We start from the raw sequence: 18,691 nt of genomic DNA on the forward strand, positions 1-18,691 counted from the left end.
GCGGAGGGTGTGAAGGCGCCGACGGCACCGGCGATCGGCCGGTCCTCGTCGTGGCGCTCGACCGCGCGGGCCCGTGCGTGTCGTCGGGGTCCGGGCGGTGGCACGCTGGGAGCCCGCGGAGCGTGGGCTAGCGCGTCTCGTAGATGCGCTTGTGCCCGCGCAGGGCGGCCAGCCGGAAGGGGCCGGTGGTCTCGGCGGGGGTGAGGTGGTCGCCGCCGTCGGCCGGGAAGGAACGCTCGTGCAGTTCGCGGTAGCGCGCGTGGTCGACGGGCTTGCGCCGGTCGATCGCCTCGCGGTGTGCCTCGGTGCGCAGGTGGTCCCGGTAGCCGGGGACGACGGTGCCGGCGAAGAACTCGGCGACGCTGCCGGAGCCGTAGCTGAGGAGGCCGACGGGCTTGCCGGTCAGGTCGTCCGCCTGGTCGAGCAGCGCGGCCAGGGCCAGGTACACCGAGGCGGTGTAGCTGTTGCCGATGACGTTGTTGTAGGCCGTGGTCAGTCCCAGGTCACGGGTGACGCGGTCCTCGTCGATGTCGTGTCCGCACGTGTTCAGCAGGTGGCGGTGGGCCTTGTACGCCATCTTCGTGAACGGCTGGTGGTAGCAGAACGCGGCGAACTCCTCGAGCGGGCGGCCGCCCTGCTCGGTGTAGTCCTTCCAGCTGCCCTCCACCGCCAGCAGATAGGCGCTGATGGACTCCTGCCCGTCGACGAGGGCGGCGTCACGGTAGTTCGGCCGCCAGAAGTCCATGACGTCGGCGGTGAACACGCCGGAGGGCTCCTCGACGCGCAGCAGCGCGGGGTCGGCGCCGACCAGCATGGCCACGGCGGCGGCGCCCTGCGTGGCCTCCCCCGGGCTGTCCAGCTCGTACTTGGACACGTCGCTGGCGATCACGAGGACGCGCTGCGACGGGTCGCGGCGCACCAGGCCGATGGCGAACTGGAGGGCCGCCGTCGCGCCGTAGCAGGCCTGCTTGAGTTCGACGACCCGGGTGGCCGAGGGCAGTCCCAGCAGCGAATGGACGTAGATGCCGGCCGATTTCGCCTGGTCGATGGAGGACTCCGTGGCGAAGATGATCGTCCGGATCCCGTCGCTGCCGTGCCGCTGGATGACGGGCGCGGCAGCGGCCGCGCCGATCGTCACGATGTCCTCGTCCGCGGCGGGCACGCTCATCGACTGCTGGCCGATGCCCTTGTGGTACTTGCCGACGTCGGTGCCGTTGTAGGCGGCGAGTGTCGTGTGCGCCAGGACGAACTCGGTGGTGGCGAACGACAGATCGTGGATGCCTATGGCGGGATCGTGGGCCATTTCCTAAACACCGACCTTTGCTGTCTCGTTGTCGCGTTCCAGCTGGACGTGGGCACGCATCAGTTCCCCCGGGTTCGTCTGGGCGGCGAGGAGGGAGAGTTCGCCGCACAGCACGGTCGCCGCCGCGATGACGGCGAGCCGGCGCGCGTTCTCCCCGGGGGCGCGCTCGGTCCGGCATCCGAGCCGGGTCAGGTTGGTCTCCACGAAGCCGAGACCCTTGCCGTTGCCGACGGTGCCCACGATCAGGTTGGGCAGGGTGCAGGCGAAGTAGAGGTCGCCGTCGCGGTCCTCGGCCATGACGACGCCCTGGGAGCCCTCGACGATGTTGGCCGCGTCCTGGCCGGTGGCCAGGTAGAAGCCGAGGAGCATGTTGGCGAAGTGGGCGTTGGCCGAGCGGATGCCGCCGGCGAGCAGGGTGCCGAGCATGTTCTTGCGGATGTTCAGCTCGACGATCTTGGCGGCCGTGGTGTGCAGGACGCGCTCGACCACGTCACGCGGCACGAGCAGCTCGGTGACGACGTTCTTGCCGCGGCCGAGGATGCCGTTGATCGCGGTGGCCTTCTTGTCCGTGCAGTAGTTCCCGGAGATCGATCCGTAGGAGATGCCCGGGATGGTCTTCAGCAGGTGCCCGAGGAGCACGTCGGAGGCCAGGGTGGCCATGTTGTGGCCGGAGGCGTCACCGGTGCTGAACTCGAACCGGATGAACAGCAGGTTCGCGTTGATCTCGTGGCGGATGCCGATCAGTTCGGCGAACCGGCTGCAGGTGCGCACCACCTCGCGCAGCTCGGCCATGCCGGCGTCGATGGTGCGCGCCGCCGTCAGAGCGGTCTGCGCGTCCACCGCCTCCACGAGCACCGACCGGGTCATGCGCTCGTCGACGAGGGTGGCGACGATGCCCTGCTCGGACAGCATGGAGACCTTCGCGCCCCGGCCGACGGAAGGCCACAGCGGCGACTCGTAGGTGGCGAGCGGGACCTGGGTCTCGGTGGTGGCCACGTTCCCCGAGATGCGCAGGGGGCCCACCCACCTCATGGGGACCCCGGCGATCGCGTTCTCCGTCATCGTGTGCTTCCCGTCATCTCGTGGGGTACGTCAGGGCCGGCGGACCGCCGGGCGAACGGCCGGGTGTCGATGCCCCGGTCGGCGCAGAAGTCGCGCAGTTCGCCGTGGATCAGCAGATCGCAGTGGGTCAGGTCGGCCGGGGTGGGCGCGCCGAGCATGGTCTGGAGCGCGGCCAACTGGTCGAGCCAGGTCGAGATCTGGGCGATCAGCGCCGCCACACCGCCGTCGAGCAGCGTGCGCAGGAATCCGCCGGAGACCCCGACGCCGGACGCGCCGAGTGCCAGCGCCCGGGCCACGTCGAGCGGGTTGCGCACGCCACCGGAGGCGAGGACGGGGATGCGGGCGTCCTGTGCGTCGAGCAGGCAGGCGGCGGTGGACTGCCCCCAGCCGTGGAGGTAGGCGTAGTCCCCGAGGACGCGCCGTCCGTTCTCGATGCGGGCGAAGTCGGTGCCGCCCCGGCCGCCGAGATCGGCCACGCGTACGCCGAGGCCGTCCAGCAGGCGGACGGTCTCGCGGCTCAGCCCGAACCCGACCTCCTTGACGATCACGGGCACGTCGACGCCGGCCGCGATCTTCCCGATCTGCGGGACCCACGAGGAGAACGACCGGTCGCCCTCCGGCATCACCGTTTCCTGCACGGTGTTGACGTGGATCTGGAGGGCGTCGGCCTGGATCAGGTCGACGGCCCGCCGCGCCTTGTCGACGGAGGCCGTCGCGTTGACGTTGGCGATGACGAACCCGTCCGGGTTCTCCTCGCGCAGCACGCTGAACGTGCCGGCGCAGTCCGGATCCTTGAAGTAGGCGCTCATCGACCCCGACGCGATGGGCACGCCGGTCTCGCGGGCGGCGACGGCCAGGTCGCGGTTGATGATGCCGGTCTTCTCGCTGCCGCCGGTCATCGCGTTGATGTAGAGCGGCACCTGCCAGGAGATGCCGGCGAAGCTGGTGGCCAGTGAGACGTCCGGGCGGTCGAGGCCGGCCAGGGCGTGGTGGACGAACGAGACCTCGTCGAACTGGTTGCGGCCGGTGTGCTGCTGCTGTTGCTCGACCGCGAGCCGGACGTGGTCGTCCTTACGTTGAGCGATCATGGTGCGTTCCCTTCCGCGGCGGGGCGGATCGGCAGGGGTGTCACCCCGGCCGAGGCCCACCGTTCGCGCAGTTGAGCGATGTCCCGCGACGCTTCGGCGTCCAGCAGCGCGATGCCGCAGTCGCCGCCGCCGGCCCCGGAGGGCTTGGCGGCGCCTCCGACGGCCTCGGCGGCCTCGCACAGCGCCGTCAGCCGGGGTGTGAAGACTCCCAGGCCGACCTCGTCATCCAGTCGAGCCAGCTCCCTTCGGGCCCGCCTGATCTGGTCCAGCAGTTCCGGGCCGTCCTCTCGCTCCAGGGCGGCGATCGCCGCGCGCACGCAGTCGGTGGTGGCCTGGACGAACCTCCGGTGGGAGGCGGTGCCGCGCCAGGGCCGCCGGTGCAGTCCGGACACGAGGGCCGCGGTGGAGGCCGGGTTTCCGGTCCAGCCGACCTCCAGCGAGAGTCCCTCGGGCGCCGGCAGTCGGCGCACCTCGAATCCGGGCCAGGGGGCGCGCAGTGCCTCGTCGACGCCGCCGGCGCGGGCGAGGCCGAGCACGGCGGCCCGGTCGGGCGCCCGGTAGGCGATCCAGCCGCCCCAGGTGCTGGCGGCCAGGTCGCCGCCGGAGCCCTTGGGGTCGATCTCCGCGGTGGCGAGCAGGGCCAGCCGGAAGCGTTCCTCGGCGGAGAGGGTCAGCCCGCAGAACGCGGCGGTGGCGGCCACGGTCGCCACCGTCACCGCGCCGCTGGAACCCAGGCCGTACTTGGTGCCGTGGTCGTGCAGGCCGCTCTCGACCGACACCCTGAAGGACGGTTCGGCGAGCCCGCGCCGGGCGGACAGCCGGGCCACGGTCTCGACGGCGGACAGCACGTGGGCGAACCGGGCGCGCGCGCCGGGCTCGTCCTGCGCGCCGTACGGGACGAGCCGGCCGTCCCGCCACCGCAGGCGCACGCCCCGGGGGCCGAGGTCGGAGGAGATCTCCACGCCCGCTTCGGCGGGACCGGTCACGGTGACGGTGATGTAGCGGTCGACCGCGACGAGGATCGCCGGATTGCCCGGGTCGACCACCGCGTACTCCCCCGCGACGAACAGCTTGCCCGGCGCGCGCCGGACGACGGTCCGCTGACGGGTCATCGACCGTCCCCGTGCAGCAGGCGGGCGCCCGGTCCCGGCCCGGCGACGAGCACCGGGCCGTCCGGGACGGCCGCGCGCACGGTCCCGGCGACCCGGTCGGCGTCCGCGCGCCGGCACAGCACCTTGACGTTGGGTCCGGCGTCCATGGTGGCGTAGGCCGCGATGCCCTCCCGCCGCAGCTGGAGCACGCTGTCGAGGACGGTGAGCGTCCCCGGTGACAGGTAGCGCACCGCCGGGCGGGCCGCGAGCATGGTCGCGTGCATGCCGAGCGCGTTGCGCTCCGCGATCTCCCCGACCGCCTCGATGTCGCCGGCGAGCAGCGCGGCGCGCATCTCGGTCAGGTCCTCCTTGCTGGAGACGGCCCACGGCTCGTACAGCGGGGAGGTGTCGACGGTCCGCCGCATGGCCGCGCGGCTGGACACGGCTTTGGGGCCCGCGTCGACCACCGCGATGACCAGGGCGGGGTCGAGTCCGGCCGCGGGCACCGGTTCGGCGTAGGAGCTGAGGTCGGCTTCGGCGGCGGTGGCGGACTCCAGGCCCGCGTGCCACAGCGCGAACCCGCCGAAGACCGACCGGGACGCCGATCCGGAGCCGCGCCGGGCCAGCCGTGACAGGGCGGTGGCGTCGAGGCGGAGTCCGTAGGCGGCCGCGGCGGCGACGGCCAGCGCGGCGAATCCGCTCGCGGAGGAGGCGAGGCCCGCTCCGGTGGGCACCGTGTTCTCGCTGTCCACGACGGCCCGGTGAGCGGTCCCGGCCCGTTCCCGCACCAGGTCGAGGAAGTCGGTGACGCGGCGCAGTGCTTCACCCTCGGCGGGCCGGCCGCCCAGGGTCACCACATCGTGCCCGGCCTCGGGGTCGACCCGGACGCCGGTGGTCGTCGGGAAGATGTCCAGGGTCATCGACAGGCTGTCGACGCGGGGCAGGACCAGGTGTTCGTCGCGCTTGCCCCAGTACTTGATCAGCGCGATGTTCGGGTGCGCGACCGCGGTGGCGTGTCCCGCGGTGTCCCGCTCCCGCGGGTGGGCCGGGGTGGCGGCGTGTTCAGTGTGCATGCTCGGCAAGCCCTCTCAGCGGTACGACCCACGTCTGCACGGCGCCGGCTTCGTGGAGCCGCTGGGTGACTTCCCTGGCCTGCTCCGGCCGGGTCAGGGCGATGACGCAGCCGCCCAGGCCACCGCCGGTGATCTTGGCTCCGAGGCTGCCCGCCGTGAGCGCGGCCTCGACCAGGGCGTCGATGCCCTTGGTGCTGAGACCTGCCGCCCGGAGCAGGTCGTGGTAGTCCGTCATCCGGGAGCCGAGTTCCTCCGGCTTGCCGTCGGCGAGGGCGTGCCGGGCCTCTTCGGTCAGCCGCGACGCGCGGTGCACGAACCTCTCCTGCGCCCCCTGGTGCTGCCGGAATCCCTCGCGCAGCATGTGGACCGCGTCCTTGGTGCGGCCCACGACACCGCTGTCCGCGATGATGAACAGGCCGTCGCAGCCGATGCTCAGTTCCTGTACCTCGCCCGCCTGGAACAGCAGCGGTACGGAGGCGCCGACGGCCCGTGCGTCGACGCCGCTGGAGCGGCCGTGCGCCACGTTCTCGGCCGTCTGCACCAGGTGGAACGTCTCGCTCTCGGTGACCTCGCGGCCGTGGAGGTCGGCGAGGGCGAGGACGACGGCGCGTGCGCAGGCCGCGCTGGAGCCGAGCCCACGGCCGTGCGGGATCGCGCCGTCGATGATCACGTCGAGGTGCGGTCCGTCGTCGGCGCCGGTGGTCGCCGTGAACTCGGTGATGAGCCGGCGCAGGCTGTCGGAGGCCTGGGTCACCATCGGCCGCGACGGTGAACCGGTCATGGTGAAGGACGCGCCGCCCGGTCCCTCGGCGCCACGGCAGGACCGGCCGGCGCTCGCCGTGACCGTCAGCTGCGGAACGGGGAGAGCGAGCGCCGGAGCCCCGTACACGACGGCGTGCTCACCGAGAAGGATGGCTTTGGCGTGGGCGCGACCGATGCCGACGGAATGGGCCCGGCGGATTTCTGACACCCCCTCCGCTGAGGTCGGCAGAGTCAACGCACTCAACTCCCCTTGTCGTTTCTGCGGTGGGATCGCATCGTCCAGCGATCCGGATGGACAACGGAAAAACCACCGTCGTCGTTGCGGCCGGCGGCCGAGCATCACCGTCGTCGTTGCGGCCGGCGGCCGAACACATCGGGCACAGACGCGGCACCGCCCCCGGCACAGGCCGGGGGCGGTGCGGGTGAGGCGGATCAGATGCCGGACACCCGGGCGGCGCCGGTGGCACCGGTGGCGCCCTGGACCTCCGTCGTGTCGGCGGTGTCGGCCGCGTCGGCGGCCTCGACGAGGGCGTCGCGCTTCTCGGCGCTCACCTTCTCCAGCAGCAGCAGGACGAGCAGGGCCGCGGCGACGAGGACGCCGGCGCCGATGCGGAGCGCCAGGGCGTATCCGTCGGCCTGCGCGACCGCCGGGGCGGTTCCGTCCTTGACCTGGTGGTTGACGTAGCGCAGGGCGAAGGGCACCAGGGTGGCCAGGCCGAGCGCCGCGCCGACCTGCTGCATGGCGGTCTGCACGCCGGAGGCCAGGCCCGAGTCCTGGCCGGTGACCTGGTGCAGGGCGCCGTTGATCAGGGCGGGGAAGCCGAGGGCGTTGAAGAAGCCGAACAGGATGAGCCCGGGCATGACCCCGCTGACGTAGGAGGCGTCGGGGGCGAGGCCGCCGGCGACGACGAACAGGGCCACGCCGCTGCCCAGGAAGGCGAGGGTGATGACCGCCTTGACGCCGATGCGGGGCATCAGCGCGGTGGACACGCCCACGCCGACGCCCATGGCGACGGTGAGCGGGATGTAGGACAGCCCCGTCTTCAGCGGGGAGTAGCCCAGTTCCTGCTGGATGTACAGGCTCAGCAGGAAGGCGTAGGTGTGGAAGCCGGCGAGGGAGGCCACGCTGACCACGTTGGACGTGACCCGGGTGCGGTTGCTGAAGAACCGCATGGGGATCATGGGGTCCGGGGTGCGGGACTCCCAGAGGACCATGACGACGAGCAGGGCGATGCCGCCGAGCAGTGGCAGCAGCACCCGTGCGGATCCCCACGGGTGTGCGGCGGCCTGCAGCAGGCCGTACACCACCGCGACCAGGCCTCCGGTGGCGGTCAGCGCCCCCACCACGTCGATCCGGCGGCCCGCGCGGGCCATCCGGCTCTCCGTCATCACCCGGGGCACCGTGATGAGCGCGAACAGCGCGATGGGAACGTTGATGAAGAAGATCCATCGCCAGTTCACCAGATCGGTGACCGCTCCGCCGACCACCGAGCCGACGGCGCCGCCCAGCGCCGACAGGCCGCCCCAGATGCCGAGGGCCTTCGTGCGCTCGGCGCGGTCCGGGAAGAGCACGGGGATCAGGCCGAGCGCCGCCGGGCCGGCCAGCGCTTCGCCCAGGCCCTGGACGAAGCGGCTGGAGACCAGTGCCCAGGACGCGGTCGCGGAGCCGCAGGCGACGGACGCCAGGCCGAAGATCAGCACGCCGGTCATGAACAGCCGCCGCCTGCCGTACATGTCGGCGATCCGGCCGCCCAGCAGCAGGAAGCCGCCGGCCGTCAGCACGTAGGCGTTGACCACCCACGCCAGGCCTTCGTAGGAGAAGTGCAGTGAGTCCTGAACGTCCGGCAGCGCGATGTTCACCACGGTGACGTCCATGACGAGCATGAACTGCATGGCCGTCAGGACGGCCAGGGCCACCCAGCGCCGCCGGTCGGTGCCGGCCGGGCCACCGGCCCCGCCTTGTGTTTGCTTGCCCACGGTACTCATGGTCTTGGTAGTTCCTCCGAGTGATCTACGGCCGAAGCAAGCCGTCCGGCGTTCCGACCGCGACGCCTGTCCCCGAGTTGCTTCCGTGTCGGTAGTACGACGACGAAGCGCCGCGGAATGTGACATGCGCGCCGGGTCGCCTGCCGGCCGGGACCGCGACCGGCAGGACCACGGGGGCGGAACCGGGCGTCTTTCGCCTCACGGGACGAGCGCCGGCCGGGCCGGCGCTAGCCGACCAGGTACCGCTGGATGGTGGGGGCCACGAGCTCGACGACCTCGTCCACCGACGCCGACGCGATCGGCTCCATCCGCAGGACGTAGCGCAGGATGCCCACGCCCCAGACCTGCGCCTGAGCCGCGTTGATGTTCACCGGCGGAACCCCCAGGACCTTCGCCACCTGGTCGATGTCCATCGGTGCCGTGTCGAGGGAGTCCCCCAGCTGCCGGAAGAGCTGGGAGGACATGAACTCCCGCATCCGGGCCGCGCCCTCCTCGCCGGAGGCGGCCGCGCGCAGGGCACCGAGCAGCTGCGGCTGCACCGCCGGGTCCTCCCACTTGGTGAGAGCCGCGCGCAGGAGGCCCTCGGCCATCTGCTCGCGCCGCCCGTTGAGCGACGCCGCCCCGGCCTCCGCGAGGACGCTCCCGAGCTGGGTCAGGGCGGCCGAGCCGTCCTGGACTTCAGTGGCGTCAGACATGTTTCCTCCAAGATCGGCGATGCGCTGGTTCTGTGAACGGAGAGATCCGAAAGTCCGGTTGAGTCCGGGCGGCGGCACGCGGGCGGCTCGTTCCCCTTGCCGCCGGGTCGGCGTCCGCTGAAGACGCCGGCGTCCTCGGGCTAGCGCGGCTGCGGATGCATGAGCAGACGGCGGGGATGCAGTGTGGTCTCGGGAGCGGTGCGGATGTGGCTGCCCGCCTCGGTGCCCAGCTTCCATTCCTGCGTCACCACATCGAGGATGACCTCGAGTTCCTGCCAGGCGAACGGCTCTCCGATGCACCCCTTCGATCCGATGCCGAAGGGGATGTAGGAGGCGTCCACCTTGCTGGGCCGCGTGGTGAGCCACCGGTCGGGATCGAACCGGTGCGGATCCGGATAGCGCTCGGGGTCCCGGTGCAGCAGGTAGGAGCTGAAGACCACGTTCGTGCCGGCCGGCAGCCGGTGGTCGCCGAGCGCGACGTCCGAGAGGGTCTTGCGGCAGGAGATCCACACCGGCGGATACAGGCGCAGGATCTCCATCAGGAACCGGAGGGTGTAGCCGGGGCCGCCGCTGCCGTGGCCCGCGCTGCCGTTGCGCTTCTGCGTCAGGTCCTTGAGGAGCCTCTCCTCCACCAGGGGCTCCTGGGAGAGCACGTACAGCGACCAGGACATGACGGACGCCGTGGTCACCGTGGCCGCGGTCAGCATCATGACCGCCTCCTCACACACCTGATCCACCGTCAGGACCCGGTTGCCCTTGGCGTCCGAGTCCGTCAGCAGCGCCGAGAGGTATCCGGCGGTGGTTTCGGGCGAGTCCAGCAGCTGTGCGATGCACTCGGCAAGCAGTTCCCGGAAGTCCTTGCGCGCCCGGGAGAGCCGCGCGGACGCGCCGGGACGCGCCGCCCGGGCCGCCGCATGGCCGTAGAGCGGCTTGCGGATCATCTCCCAGGCCAGCACGGACAGCCGCTCGCCGAGAGCCCGCGTCGTCTCGGCGGGGAGCCCGGTGATGAGCGTGCCGACGGCGATCGCGCAGGAGATCCGGCACATCTCGGCCTGGACGTCCACCGGCTTCCCGGCGCGCCAGGAGGCCATGACGTCGCGCACGATGTCACGCATGGCCGGCACGTATTCGTCGACCTTCGTCGACCGCAGGTAGGGGTTGGCCAGGCGCCGGTAGTGCCGGTGCATGGTCTCGTCCTCGGAGAGCATGCCCACCCTGCTGAGGTTGCGGGCCTTGCGGAAGAGTTCGCCCTTGCCGTAGTTCTTGCTCTCGGTCACGAGTATCTGGCGGACCAGGACCGGGTCCCTGACGAATACGGCGTCGACGCCGTCCACGGTCAGATTGCGAACCGGGCGTCCCCGCAGGAGGCGTTCCATCCGGCCGAACTGGAACGCGGCAACGCCTTGTTCGTGGGGAGGGTCCGAGTATGAGGTTGCCGAGTTCGGCTGACTCTTCATTGCGCTCACCTCTCGTACGCGCACAGGAAGGCATGCAGGAAAACGGGCGGGCAGGCACGCTGCGGCCGGTGGGTCTCAGCAAGTGGGCGGCGTCGCCGGGCTCGACTCACCTGCCGGGGAGGGTCACACCCGTTCCCCGTAGACCTCCAGCCACAGCTTCCGCATCATCGGCGAAAGCTGGTAGTACGGCCCGATGTTGAGATAGGACCCGCCGGCGTCCCACTTGACGGCCGAGATGACGATGGGCTCACCGGCGTACGAGCGCGGGGAGTTCGCCACGAACTTCTCCACGTCCTGCCCGACGTCGGCGGGAAGTATCGACGGGGCCCAGTTGCGGACCGGCGGAGGGGCGAAGCAGATCCGCTCGATCTCCGCGGAGTCCCAGCCGAGGGTCACGTAGACCCTGAAGGACTTCCTCGCGAAGGCCAGCATGCGTTCACCGGGTTCCGGCAGCCCGAGTTCGCGGTGCAGCGAGAGGATGTTCTCCACCTGGGTGCACTCGCCGGGGAGCTGGGCGAAGTAGAGGTTGACCGTCTTGCGCCGGTAGTCGATCCCTATCATCGCCACGTCGTTCAGGTGGTGGCGTGCGAAGAGATCCGCGTTCTCGGCCACGGCGGCCGGCATGGCGGGGACGGCGGCGAGCTTGGCCACTGCCTGCAGGTCGTGCGGGAAGTGCGCGTAGATCTTGCTGAAGCCGCTGGAGACCTCGCAGTCGATCAGGTGCTCTCTGACCGGCACTCTCGCCCCGATGTCCGAGAGCAGGCTGCCCACGGGGTGGTCCGTCTCCTCGACGAAGCCGTTCGCCAGCGCCACGGCGTACGGATCGGCGACCTCCGAGGGCACGGTGATGGTGAAGTCGAGTTCCTTCGGCCGCCCCTCGCCGCTCGATACGCTGAACACGATGCCGGCCTCGGCGAGAGTGTCCCCGTACGCGGTCAGGATCGGCCACACGGTCTCACGTGAGCAGGGCGCCCCGGCCAGCTGGGACGCTTCCTCGATGGCCGTGTACACATCTTCGGCCACAGTGGCTTCGGGCATGGGACCTCCCAGTTCGTCAGCGCTTGGGGAAAGGGAAGAGGATCCCGCGGTGAGCGGGATCCTCCGGGGACTGCGTGAGCCGCCTGTGCCGTTACGCGTCTTCCTTGTCGCGCACGGAGATGTAGGCGGTGTTGAGCCGGCTGACCGAGCGCCAGCGGTAGTACGACTGGAGCTTGTAGTACTCCTCGCCGCTCGACGTCACGGCGGCGTAGACCATCTTGGGGTCGTCCACCCCGTACGGCACGCTCTTCACGAAGTGCTCGACCTTGGTGCCGAGCCGGGCGAAGAAGGCCATGGGGTTCTGGGTCTTCACACCGTAGGAGATACGCTCGATCTGGGGGGAATCCCAGTTCAGGGTGGTGTAGAGCCCGAACGACTTCTCGCAGAAGTTGAACATCTGCTCACTCGGGTTCGGCAGACCGATGTCCCGGTGCATCGCCAGGACGGTCTCCTTCTCGAAGCAGTTCGCGGGGGCCGCGAAGTAGACGTTCATCGTCCGGCTGCGGTAGTCGATCCCGATCACGTCGACCTTCTCGGCCAGTCCGTAGCGGGTGAAGAAGTCGACGTTCCCCGTCAGGCTGGGCGGCATCGACGGCAGGGCGCCGAGCCGGGCCAGGGTCTCGTGCTCGCCTCCCGGGAAGTACGCCCAGATCTTCTTGAACCCGGCGATGACCCCGAAGTCGACTCCGTAGCTGTCGATGGGGCACAGCGCCCGGAGGTCCGACAGGAGGCTGCCGACGGGGTGGTCCGTCGGCTCGATCAGGCCCTTCGACAGGGCGACGGCGTAGGGATCGGAATCCTTGGGCAAGGTGAAGCGGGCGTCGAACTCGCCCTCGTGACGGGCGTTGGTGGCCACCCGGAACGCGATCACGGCCTGCTCGAGCGCATCCTCGAACGCGCTCAGGACGGGCCAGACCTTGTCCCGTGAGGCGGTCACGTCCAGCAGGCCGGCCGACTTCTCGATGGCCGCGTAGACACTCGCCACATCGACTGCTTCCGACATCATCACTCCAAGAGGTCAAGCTCGGTGCGTGTGGTGAATTGCCGCACGCCGGGCTCGTGATACGTGCGGCGCGAAGGGAGAAGGATTTCCGGGCGGCGCACGCGTCGCGTCGTCCCCTGGCCGGGGATGCGTGTCGGGTTCACGACTCGGAAAGTCCCGGATCACCGGCCGGGACGCTGGACATCGGCCCAGAGGAACGCCGAACTCACCGGCAGCGCCTGAGATCGACTGCCGAGCCGGATCGAATTCCTCGATCGGAAACGGCTTTTGGGCAGGGGAGGCGTGCACAAATAGTGACACGGCCGGGACCCGGTGGGCAAGACCCCGGAGCCGGTGAATTCAGGAGGCGCTGAGCAGTGGCGTGCTGAGTGAACTCAGCACGTTCCGATGGATGTCCAGGGCCGCCGTGGACTTGTTGAGGGTGATGTAGTGCAGTCCGGGCGCGCCCTCGGCGAGGAGGCGCCGGGCCATGCCGGTGGCGTACTCGACGCCGATGCGGTGGCCTTCCTCGGGGCTGTCCCGAGCGGCGTGGAGCCGGCCCGCCAGGCCCTCGGGGAAGGCGGCGTCGGAGAGTTCGGCGAAGCGCGTGATCTGCCGGTGGTCGGTGGCCGGCATGATCTCCGGGATGATCGGGACGTCACAGCCGGCGGCGGCGACCCGGTCGCGCAGCCGGAGATAGTCCTCCACGTGGAAGAACATCTGCGTGATCGCGTAGTCGGCACCCGCCTCGCACTTGGCGACGAAGTGCCGGATGTCGCTGTCCCAGTCCGCCGAACGGGGGTGCATCTCGGGGAACGCCGCCACGCCGATCCTGAAGTCCCCGAGCGAGCGCACGAGTTCGACCAGTTCGTAGGCGTACCGGAAGCCCCGTGGATGTGCTGTCCAGGCGCCCTTGGGGTCGCCCGGCGGGTCGCCGCGCAGCACCAGGACGTCGCGGATGCCCGCGTCCGCGTACTGGCCGATGATGTGGCGCAGTTCGGCCACCGAGTGGCCGACCGCGGTGAGATGGGCGACGGGGCGCAGGGTCGTCTCGGCCGCGATGCGCCGGGTGACCGCCACCGTCCGGTCCCGTGAGGAGCCGCCGGCGCCGTAGGTGACGGACACGAAGTCCGGTCCGAGCGGCTCGATCCGGCGGATCGCCTGCCAGAGCGTCTGCTCTCCCCTGGCCGTCTTCGGCGGGAAGAACTCGAAGGAGAAGGTCGTCACGCGCGGCCTCCCGTGTCGCAGTGGTCCCCCTCCGGGGGGTGCACCCCGAAGGCGTCGGTGAAGTGCCCGGGCCGCGGCCGACAGCCCTCGGGCCGGGAACACGCCGGGCCGCCCGGCAGCGGACGGCTCGGCTGCGCGGCTCACGAGCCGCCCGTCAGGCGGGGCTCGACGGTGCGGGCCGCCTCGTCGCCGTAGGCCCGGCCGATGCGGGCGATCAGATCGGCGGCCAGCAGCTTGTACTCCTGGGTGCCGACCGACTCCAGCACGGTGGTGGCCAGGGCGCAGCCGAGCCGGGCGGCGTGCTCCGGCGACAGCTCCCGGGCGAGGCCGGCGAGGAATCCCGCACGGAAGGCGTCGCCCGCACCCGTCGGGTCCGCGATCGTCTCCGCGGGCACGGCCGGCACGTGCAGCCGGGGCGCGCCGGAACGGGTCAGCGCCACGCCGTCCGCGCCCAGCGTGGTGATCCAGGTGCCGACCCGGCCGAGGAGGTGCTCCTCGCGCCAGCCGGTGCGTTCGAGCAGCAGGGCCGCCTCGTACTCGTTGGTGAACAACCACTGCGCCCCGTCCACCAGTCGGCGCGCCTGCTCCCGGTCGAGGCGGGCCAGTTGCTGGGAGGGGTCGGCGGCGACGGGGATGCCGAGCCGGTGGGCGGTGGCGGTGTGCCGCAGCATGGCCGCGGGGTCGTCGGCGCCGACCAGGACGAGCGCGAGCCCTCCGGTGCGTTCGGCCGTCTCGGCGAGGTCGATGCGCGGTGCCTCGGCCATGGCGCCGGCGTAGAAGGTGGCGATCTGGTTCTGGTCCTCGTCGGTGGTGCACACGAAGCGCGCGGTGTGCAGGGTCTCGCTGACCCGGACCGCCGACGTGTCGACGCCGTGGGCCCGAAGCCAGGCGCCGTACTCGGCGAAGTCCGAGCCCGCCGCGCCGACGAGCACCGGGTCGAGGCCGAGCAGGCCCAGACCGAAGGTGATGTTGGCGGCGACACCGCCCCGGCGCACCTCCAGCCGGTCGACGAGGAAGGACAGCGAGACCCGCTCCAGCCGGTCCTTGATCAGCTGCTCGGCGAAGCGTCCCGGGAACACCATCAGATGGTCGGTCGCGATCGATCCGGTCACGGCGATACGCACAGCACGGGCTCCTTGCACCTCGGGGCGGGACGTTCCGGGCCGGCGCCGGCGGAGAGGACGACCGGAACTGCGGGAGATCGGCGGGGAGCGGTGGGACGGGGGGCCTCCGCTCCCCGCCGGCTGTGACGCCGGGAACGTCCCGGTGACCGTGTGGCGTCAGCCCGTCGCGACCGCCTTGCGCAGGGCGCTCGCGCGGTCGGTGCGCTCCCAGGTGAAGTCGGGCAGCTCGCGGCCGAAGTGGCCGTAGGCGGCGGTCTGCGAGTAGATCGGGCGCAGCAGGTCCAGGTCGCGGATGAGCGCGGCCGGACGCAGGTCGAAGACGTCGCTGATGGCTTCCTCGATCTTCTCGACGGCAACCGTGTTGGTGCCGAACGTCTCGACGAACAGGCCCACCGGCTCGGCCTTGCCGATCGCGTACGCCACCTGCACCTCGCAGCGTTCGGCGAGGCCGGCCGCGACGACGTTCTTGGCGACCCAGCGCATGGCGTAGGCGGCGGAACGGTCCACCTTGGAGGGGTCCTTGCCGGAGAAGGCGCCGCCACCGTGCCGGGCCATGCCGCCGTAGGTGTCGATGATGATCTTGCGGCCGGTCAGGCCGGCGTCGCCCATCGGGCCGCCGATCTCGAAGCGGCCGGTCGGGTTGACCAGCAGCCGGTAGTCCTCCGTCTCCAGCTTCATGCCGTCGTCCGCGAGCTGCCTGAGCACGGGCTCGACGACGTGACGGCGGATGTCCGGGGTGAGCAGCTCCTCCAGGTCGATGCCGCTCGCGTGCTGCGAGGAGACCACGACCGTGTCCAGGCGGACCGGGCGGTTGCCCAGGTACTCGATGGTGACCTGGGTCTTGCCGTCGGGGCGCAGGTAGGGCAGGGTGCCGTCCTTGCGGGCCTCGGTCAGCCGGCGCGAGAGGCGGTGGGCCAGCTCGATCGGCAGGGGCATCAAGGTGGGCGTCTCGTTGGTCGCGTAGCCGAACATCAGGCCCTGGTCGCCCGCGCCCTGCTTGTCCAGTTCGTCGTCGTCGCCCTCGACCCGGTTCTCGTAGGCGGTGTCCACGCCCTGCGCGATGTCGGGCGACTGGGCGCCGATGGACACCGACACGCCGCAGGAGGCGCCGTCGAAGCCCTTCTTGGAGGAGTCGTAGCCGATCTCGAGGATCTTCTGCCGCACCAGCGTGGCGATGTCGGCGTAGGCGGAGGTGGTGACCTCCCCCGCGATGTGCACCTGACCGGTGGTGATCAGGGTCTCCACGGCCACGCGCGAGGTCGGGTCCTGGCGCAGCAGCGCGTCGAGGATCGTGTCGCTGATCTGGTCGGCGATCTTGTCGGGGTGGCCCTCGGTCACGGATTCGGAGGTGAACAGGCGGCGGGACATGGCACTCCAAGGCATGAGTCGGTGGTCAGGTGTCAACGCATGAATACGCAGGAGCGAGCGTGGCGTTGGCTCAGCTGCCGGTGCCCTTCGCCGTCAGCAGTTCGGCGACCTTGGCCACGTTGCCGGCCGCGGCCAGCTCCTCTCCGGCCACGTCGATGCCGTACTGCTTGGTCAGGATGACCGCCAGCTCGATCAGGACCAGGGAATCCAGGTCGAGGCTCTCGAAGCCGGTGTCGGCGGTCGTCTCGGCGGGGACCTCGAACTGCGTCTTGAGGACGTCGAGTATGGGCTCGGGCTGTATGCCGGTCCGGTTGGTCATGGGACTTCCTTCTCGGGGAGCGGCGGTGCTGTCAGACGAGGGTGGTCTGCGGCCAGGTGAGGGCGGCGGAGCCCCAGGTCAGCCCGGCGCCGAAGGCGGTCAGCAGCAGCCGGTCGTGGGGCCGGAAGCGGCTGCGGGCCGCGGCGTCGGCCAGGGCCAGCGGGATGGAGGCGGCCGAGGTGTTGCCGGCCGACTCGATGTGGGACACCACGCGCCGCTTGTCCACGCCCAGTTGCTGCGCCAGCGAGTGCAGGATGCGCAGGTTGGCCTGGTGGCCGACGACATGGTCGATCTGGTCGACGCTCCAGCCCACCTTGCCGAGCACGGCCGACGAGGACGCCGCCATCCGGCGGACGGCCTGGAGGAAGATCTCCTTGCCGTTCATCTGCACATACCCCTCGTCGGGACGCGGCTGCCGGCCGGAGGCCCGCTGCCGGGCTCCGCCGCCGGGGATGGTGGCCAGCTCCAGGCCGGTGCCGTCGGAGCCCAGGTCGACGCCCAGTACGGCACCGGGCTCGTCGCGGTCGCCGGCCCGCAGGACGATGGCGCCGGCGCCGTCGCCGAAGATGACCGCGGTGGTGCGGTCGGCCGGGTTCAGCACGTTGGAGAAGACCTCCGCGCCGATGACGAGGACGCCTTCGGCGTGACCTGCGGCGAGCGCGGCGGTGGCGGTGGCCAGCGCGTACACGAATCCCGAGCATCCGGCCTGTACGTCGAGGGCGGCGACCGGGCCGAGACCCAGCCGGGCGGCGACGTTCGGCGCGGTGCCGGGCAGCGGATGGTCCGGTGTGGTGGTGGCCACGACCACCATGTCGACGGCGTTCCATCCCTGGGCCCCGGCCGACTTCAGTGCCCGGTGTCCCGCCTCGACGGCGAGGTCGCCGGTGGCCACTCCGGGGTCGACGACGTGCCGCTGCCGGATACCGGTCCGCTTGCGGATCCACTCGTCGCTGGTGTCGAGGCGGTCCGACAGTTCTTCGTTGGTGACCGTGCGGGGCGGCAGGTAGCCGCCGAGGCCGGTCAGTACGGCCGCGTGGGTACTCATCGGCCTCCCCCTTCAGGCGGGTTGACGCTGGGTGAGGTCTCCGGCAGCAGGTGTGCGACGGCGGCCCGGGCCTGGACGCCGTGCAGGCTGCCGACCACCTCCGCCGTCCGCCAGACACCGGTCGGCGACGGCAGGAGCCTGGTCTGCCGGAGCGAGGCGGTCACCACGTCCGTCGGCCGGGTGGGGGTGGGTCCGGCCGTGACGCGGGTACGCCGCATCCACAGGTTGTTGCTGGCGGCGCGGTCGATGCCGTCCAGCGCGTACAGGAGGACCTGGCCGAGCTGGAGGACGGCGACGAACGCGTCGATCATGGTGGCCGGGGTGCCCTCCGGGACGGCTTTCGCCCGGACCGGGGTCAACTCGGCCCGCGCGGAGGCGTGGACGTCGTCCGCGCTGTTCACCGTGACACCGACCGCTGTGAGCAACTGGTGCCGGGCGCCGTGCGGGAGACCGAACGGCGCGTCGTTCCAGGGGCCGGGCAGATCCCCGGCCAGGTGGTGGGCCCGGCCTCGGGTGGCCGGGGTGCGGCCGGCGCTGTGCCGGGCGCACACCCTGGCCGTCAGCGACCCGATGCGGCAGTCCAGCGTGGTCGACCACGCCTGTCCGCTGCGGTCGGCGGCCACGAGCCGCCCACTCACGGGGAACCTCGCGAGGTCGTCCTCGTCCGGACTGGAGCCGGCCCGCAGGTCGACGGACTGTACGGTGAACCACGCGTCGGGCGTGAGCCCGGTCGTGTGGGCCGCGTACAGGCCGGTGAGCCGGGCGGCGAAGAGCATCGCGTCGATGGTGCTCAGATGGGGCTTCGGCTGCTGGTCGCCCTTGCGCGACCAGAGGCCGGGAACGGCGATGTGGGCCGTCGCTTCGATCCCTCCGGCGCCTTCGTCCCCGGGCGTCACCGTGAGGTCGCTCAGGGAGTGCTCGACCCGCTTGAATCCCTCACCGAGGAACCGTGTTTCGCGTGGGCCGAGGAAGTCGTCTATGGAGGCGTATTTCAGAGTGGGCACGGGCGCTCCATGTCTCGCCGAAGAAGCGCCGTCCGGACCCGCGGGCGAGGTGTTCAGCGCCCGCTGC

At 71.2% G+C, this 18,691-nt stretch carries 17 protein-coding genes; all 17 read right to left on the bottom strand.

What is annotated here, in order from left to right; genetic code table 11:
* Positions 1 to 127: 127 nt before the first annotated feature.
* Complete coding sequence (locus ABVB68_RS12490; RefSeq protein WP_353601011.1) at positions 128 to 1,303, bottom strand: hydroxymethylglutaryl-CoA synthase; 1,176 nt, start codon at positions 1,301 to 1,303, stop codon at positions 128 to 130.
* Positions 1,304 to 1,306: 3 nt separating this feature from the next.
* On the bottom strand, positions 1,307 to 2,365 hold the full coding sequence (locus ABVB68_RS12495) for a hydroxymethylglutaryl-coenzyme A reductase family protein (RefSeq protein ID WP_353601012.1): 1,059 nt from the start codon (positions 2,363 to 2,365) through the stop codon (positions 1,307 to 1,309).
* A complete protein-coding gene (fni, locus tag ABVB68_RS12500) occupies positions 2,362 to 3,453 on the bottom strand; it encodes a type 2 isopentenyl-diphosphate Delta-isomerase (RefSeq protein WP_353601013.1) in 1,092 nt (363 codons plus the stop codon). The genes ABVB68_RS12495 and fni overlap by 4 nt, the downstream gene beginning before the upstream one ends.
* Positions 3,450 to 4,565 (bottom strand): phosphomevalonate kinase, encoded by a 1,116-nt coding sequence (locus ABVB68_RS12505; RefSeq protein WP_353601014.1) that lies wholly within the window; start codon positions 4,563 to 4,565, stop codon positions 3,450 to 3,452. The genes fni and ABVB68_RS12505 overlap by 4 nt, the downstream gene beginning before the upstream one ends.
* Complete coding sequence (gene mvaD / locus ABVB68_RS12510) at positions 4,562 to 5,617, bottom strand: diphosphomevalonate decarboxylase (RefSeq protein WP_353601015.1); 1,056 nt, start codon at positions 5,615 to 5,617, stop codon at positions 4,562 to 4,564. The genes ABVB68_RS12505 and mvaD overlap by 4 nt, the downstream gene beginning before the upstream one ends.
* Positions 5,607 to 6,719 carry a mevalonate kinase gene (gene mvk / locus ABVB68_RS12515; protein ID WP_353601016.1) on the bottom strand — a complete coding sequence of 371 codons (1,113 nt, stop codon included), beginning with the start codon at positions 6,717 to 6,719 and terminating at the stop codon, positions 5,607 to 5,609. The genes mvaD and mvk overlap by 11 nt, the downstream gene beginning before the upstream one ends.
* Before the next feature lie 92 nt (positions 6,720 to 6,811).
* Complete coding sequence (locus ABVB68_RS12520; protein WP_353601017.1) at positions 6,812 to 8,365, bottom strand: MFS transporter; 1,554 nt, start codon at positions 8,363 to 8,365, stop codon at positions 6,812 to 6,814.
* Between the two features lie 227 nt (positions 8,366 to 8,592).
* Positions 8,593 to 9,060, bottom strand: a complete 468-nt coding sequence (locus tag ABVB68_RS12525; protein ID WP_353601018.1) for a TetR/AcrR family transcriptional regulator — start codon at positions 9,058 to 9,060, stop codon at positions 8,593 to 8,595.
* A 140-nt stretch (positions 9,061 to 9,200) separates the two neighbouring features.
* A complete protein-coding gene (locus ABVB68_RS12530) occupies positions 9,201 to 10,436 on the bottom strand; it encodes a cytochrome P450 (protein WP_353601019.1) in 1,236 nt (411 codons plus the stop codon).
* A gap of 204 nt (positions 10,437 to 10,640) precedes the next feature.
* On the bottom strand, positions 10,641 to 11,555 hold the full coding sequence (locus tag ABVB68_RS12535; protein WP_353601020.1) for an aromatic prenyltransferase: 915 nt from the start codon (positions 11,553 to 11,555) through the stop codon (positions 10,641 to 10,643).
* A 91-nt stretch (positions 11,556 to 11,646) separates the two neighbouring features.
* Positions 11,647 to 12,561 carry an aromatic prenyltransferase gene (locus tag ABVB68_RS12540; RefSeq protein ID WP_353601021.1) on the bottom strand — a complete coding sequence of 305 codons (915 nt, stop codon included), beginning with the start codon at positions 12,559 to 12,561 and terminating at the stop codon, positions 11,647 to 11,649.
* Positions 12,562 to 12,897: 336 nt separating this feature from the next.
* Positions 12,898 to 13,764 carry a methylenetetrahydrofolate reductase [NAD(P)H] gene (gene metF, locus ABVB68_RS12545; RefSeq protein WP_353601022.1) on the bottom strand — a complete coding sequence of 289 codons (867 nt, stop codon included), beginning with the start codon at positions 13,762 to 13,764 and terminating at the stop codon, positions 12,898 to 12,900.
* Positions 13,765 to 13,904: 140 nt separating this feature from the next.
* Complete coding sequence (locus ABVB68_RS12550) at positions 13,905 to 14,888, bottom strand: carbohydrate kinase family protein (RefSeq protein WP_353601023.1); 984 nt, start codon at positions 14,886 to 14,888, stop codon at positions 13,905 to 13,907.
* 156 nt (positions 14,889 to 15,044) lie between these two features.
* The gene (gene metK, locus ABVB68_RS12555) at positions 15,045 to 16,256 is read right to left on the bottom strand and encodes a methionine adenosyltransferase (RefSeq protein WP_353601062.1); all 1,212 of its coding nucleotides are present in this window, start codon (positions 16,254 to 16,256) and stop codon (positions 15,045 to 15,047) included.
* 70 nt (positions 16,257 to 16,326) lie between these two features.
* The gene (locus ABVB68_RS12560) at positions 16,327 to 16,575 is read right to left on the bottom strand and encodes an acyl carrier protein (RefSeq protein WP_353601024.1); all 249 of its coding nucleotides are present in this window, start codon (positions 16,573 to 16,575) and stop codon (positions 16,327 to 16,329) included.
* A 31-nt stretch (positions 16,576 to 16,606) separates the two neighbouring features.
* Positions 16,607 to 17,620: a beta-ketoacyl-ACP synthase III gene (locus tag ABVB68_RS12565; RefSeq protein WP_353601025.1), complete on the bottom strand. Its 1,014-nt coding sequence runs from the start codon at positions 17,618 to 17,620 to the stop codon at positions 16,607 to 16,609.
* The gene (locus tag ABVB68_RS12570; protein WP_353601026.1) at positions 17,617 to 18,624 is read right to left on the bottom strand and encodes an AvrD family protein; all 1,008 of its coding nucleotides are present in this window, start codon (positions 18,622 to 18,624) and stop codon (positions 17,617 to 17,619) included. Before ABVB68_RS12570 ends, ABVB68_RS12565 begins: the two co-directional genes overlap by 4 nt.
* Positions 18,625 to 18,691 lie beyond the last annotated feature (67 nt).

Origin of the sequence: Streptomyces sp. NPDC096012, from assembly GCF_040426375.1 — a bacterium.
GTDB lineage: Bacteria > Actinomycetota > Actinomycetes > Streptomycetales > Streptomycetaceae > Streptomyces.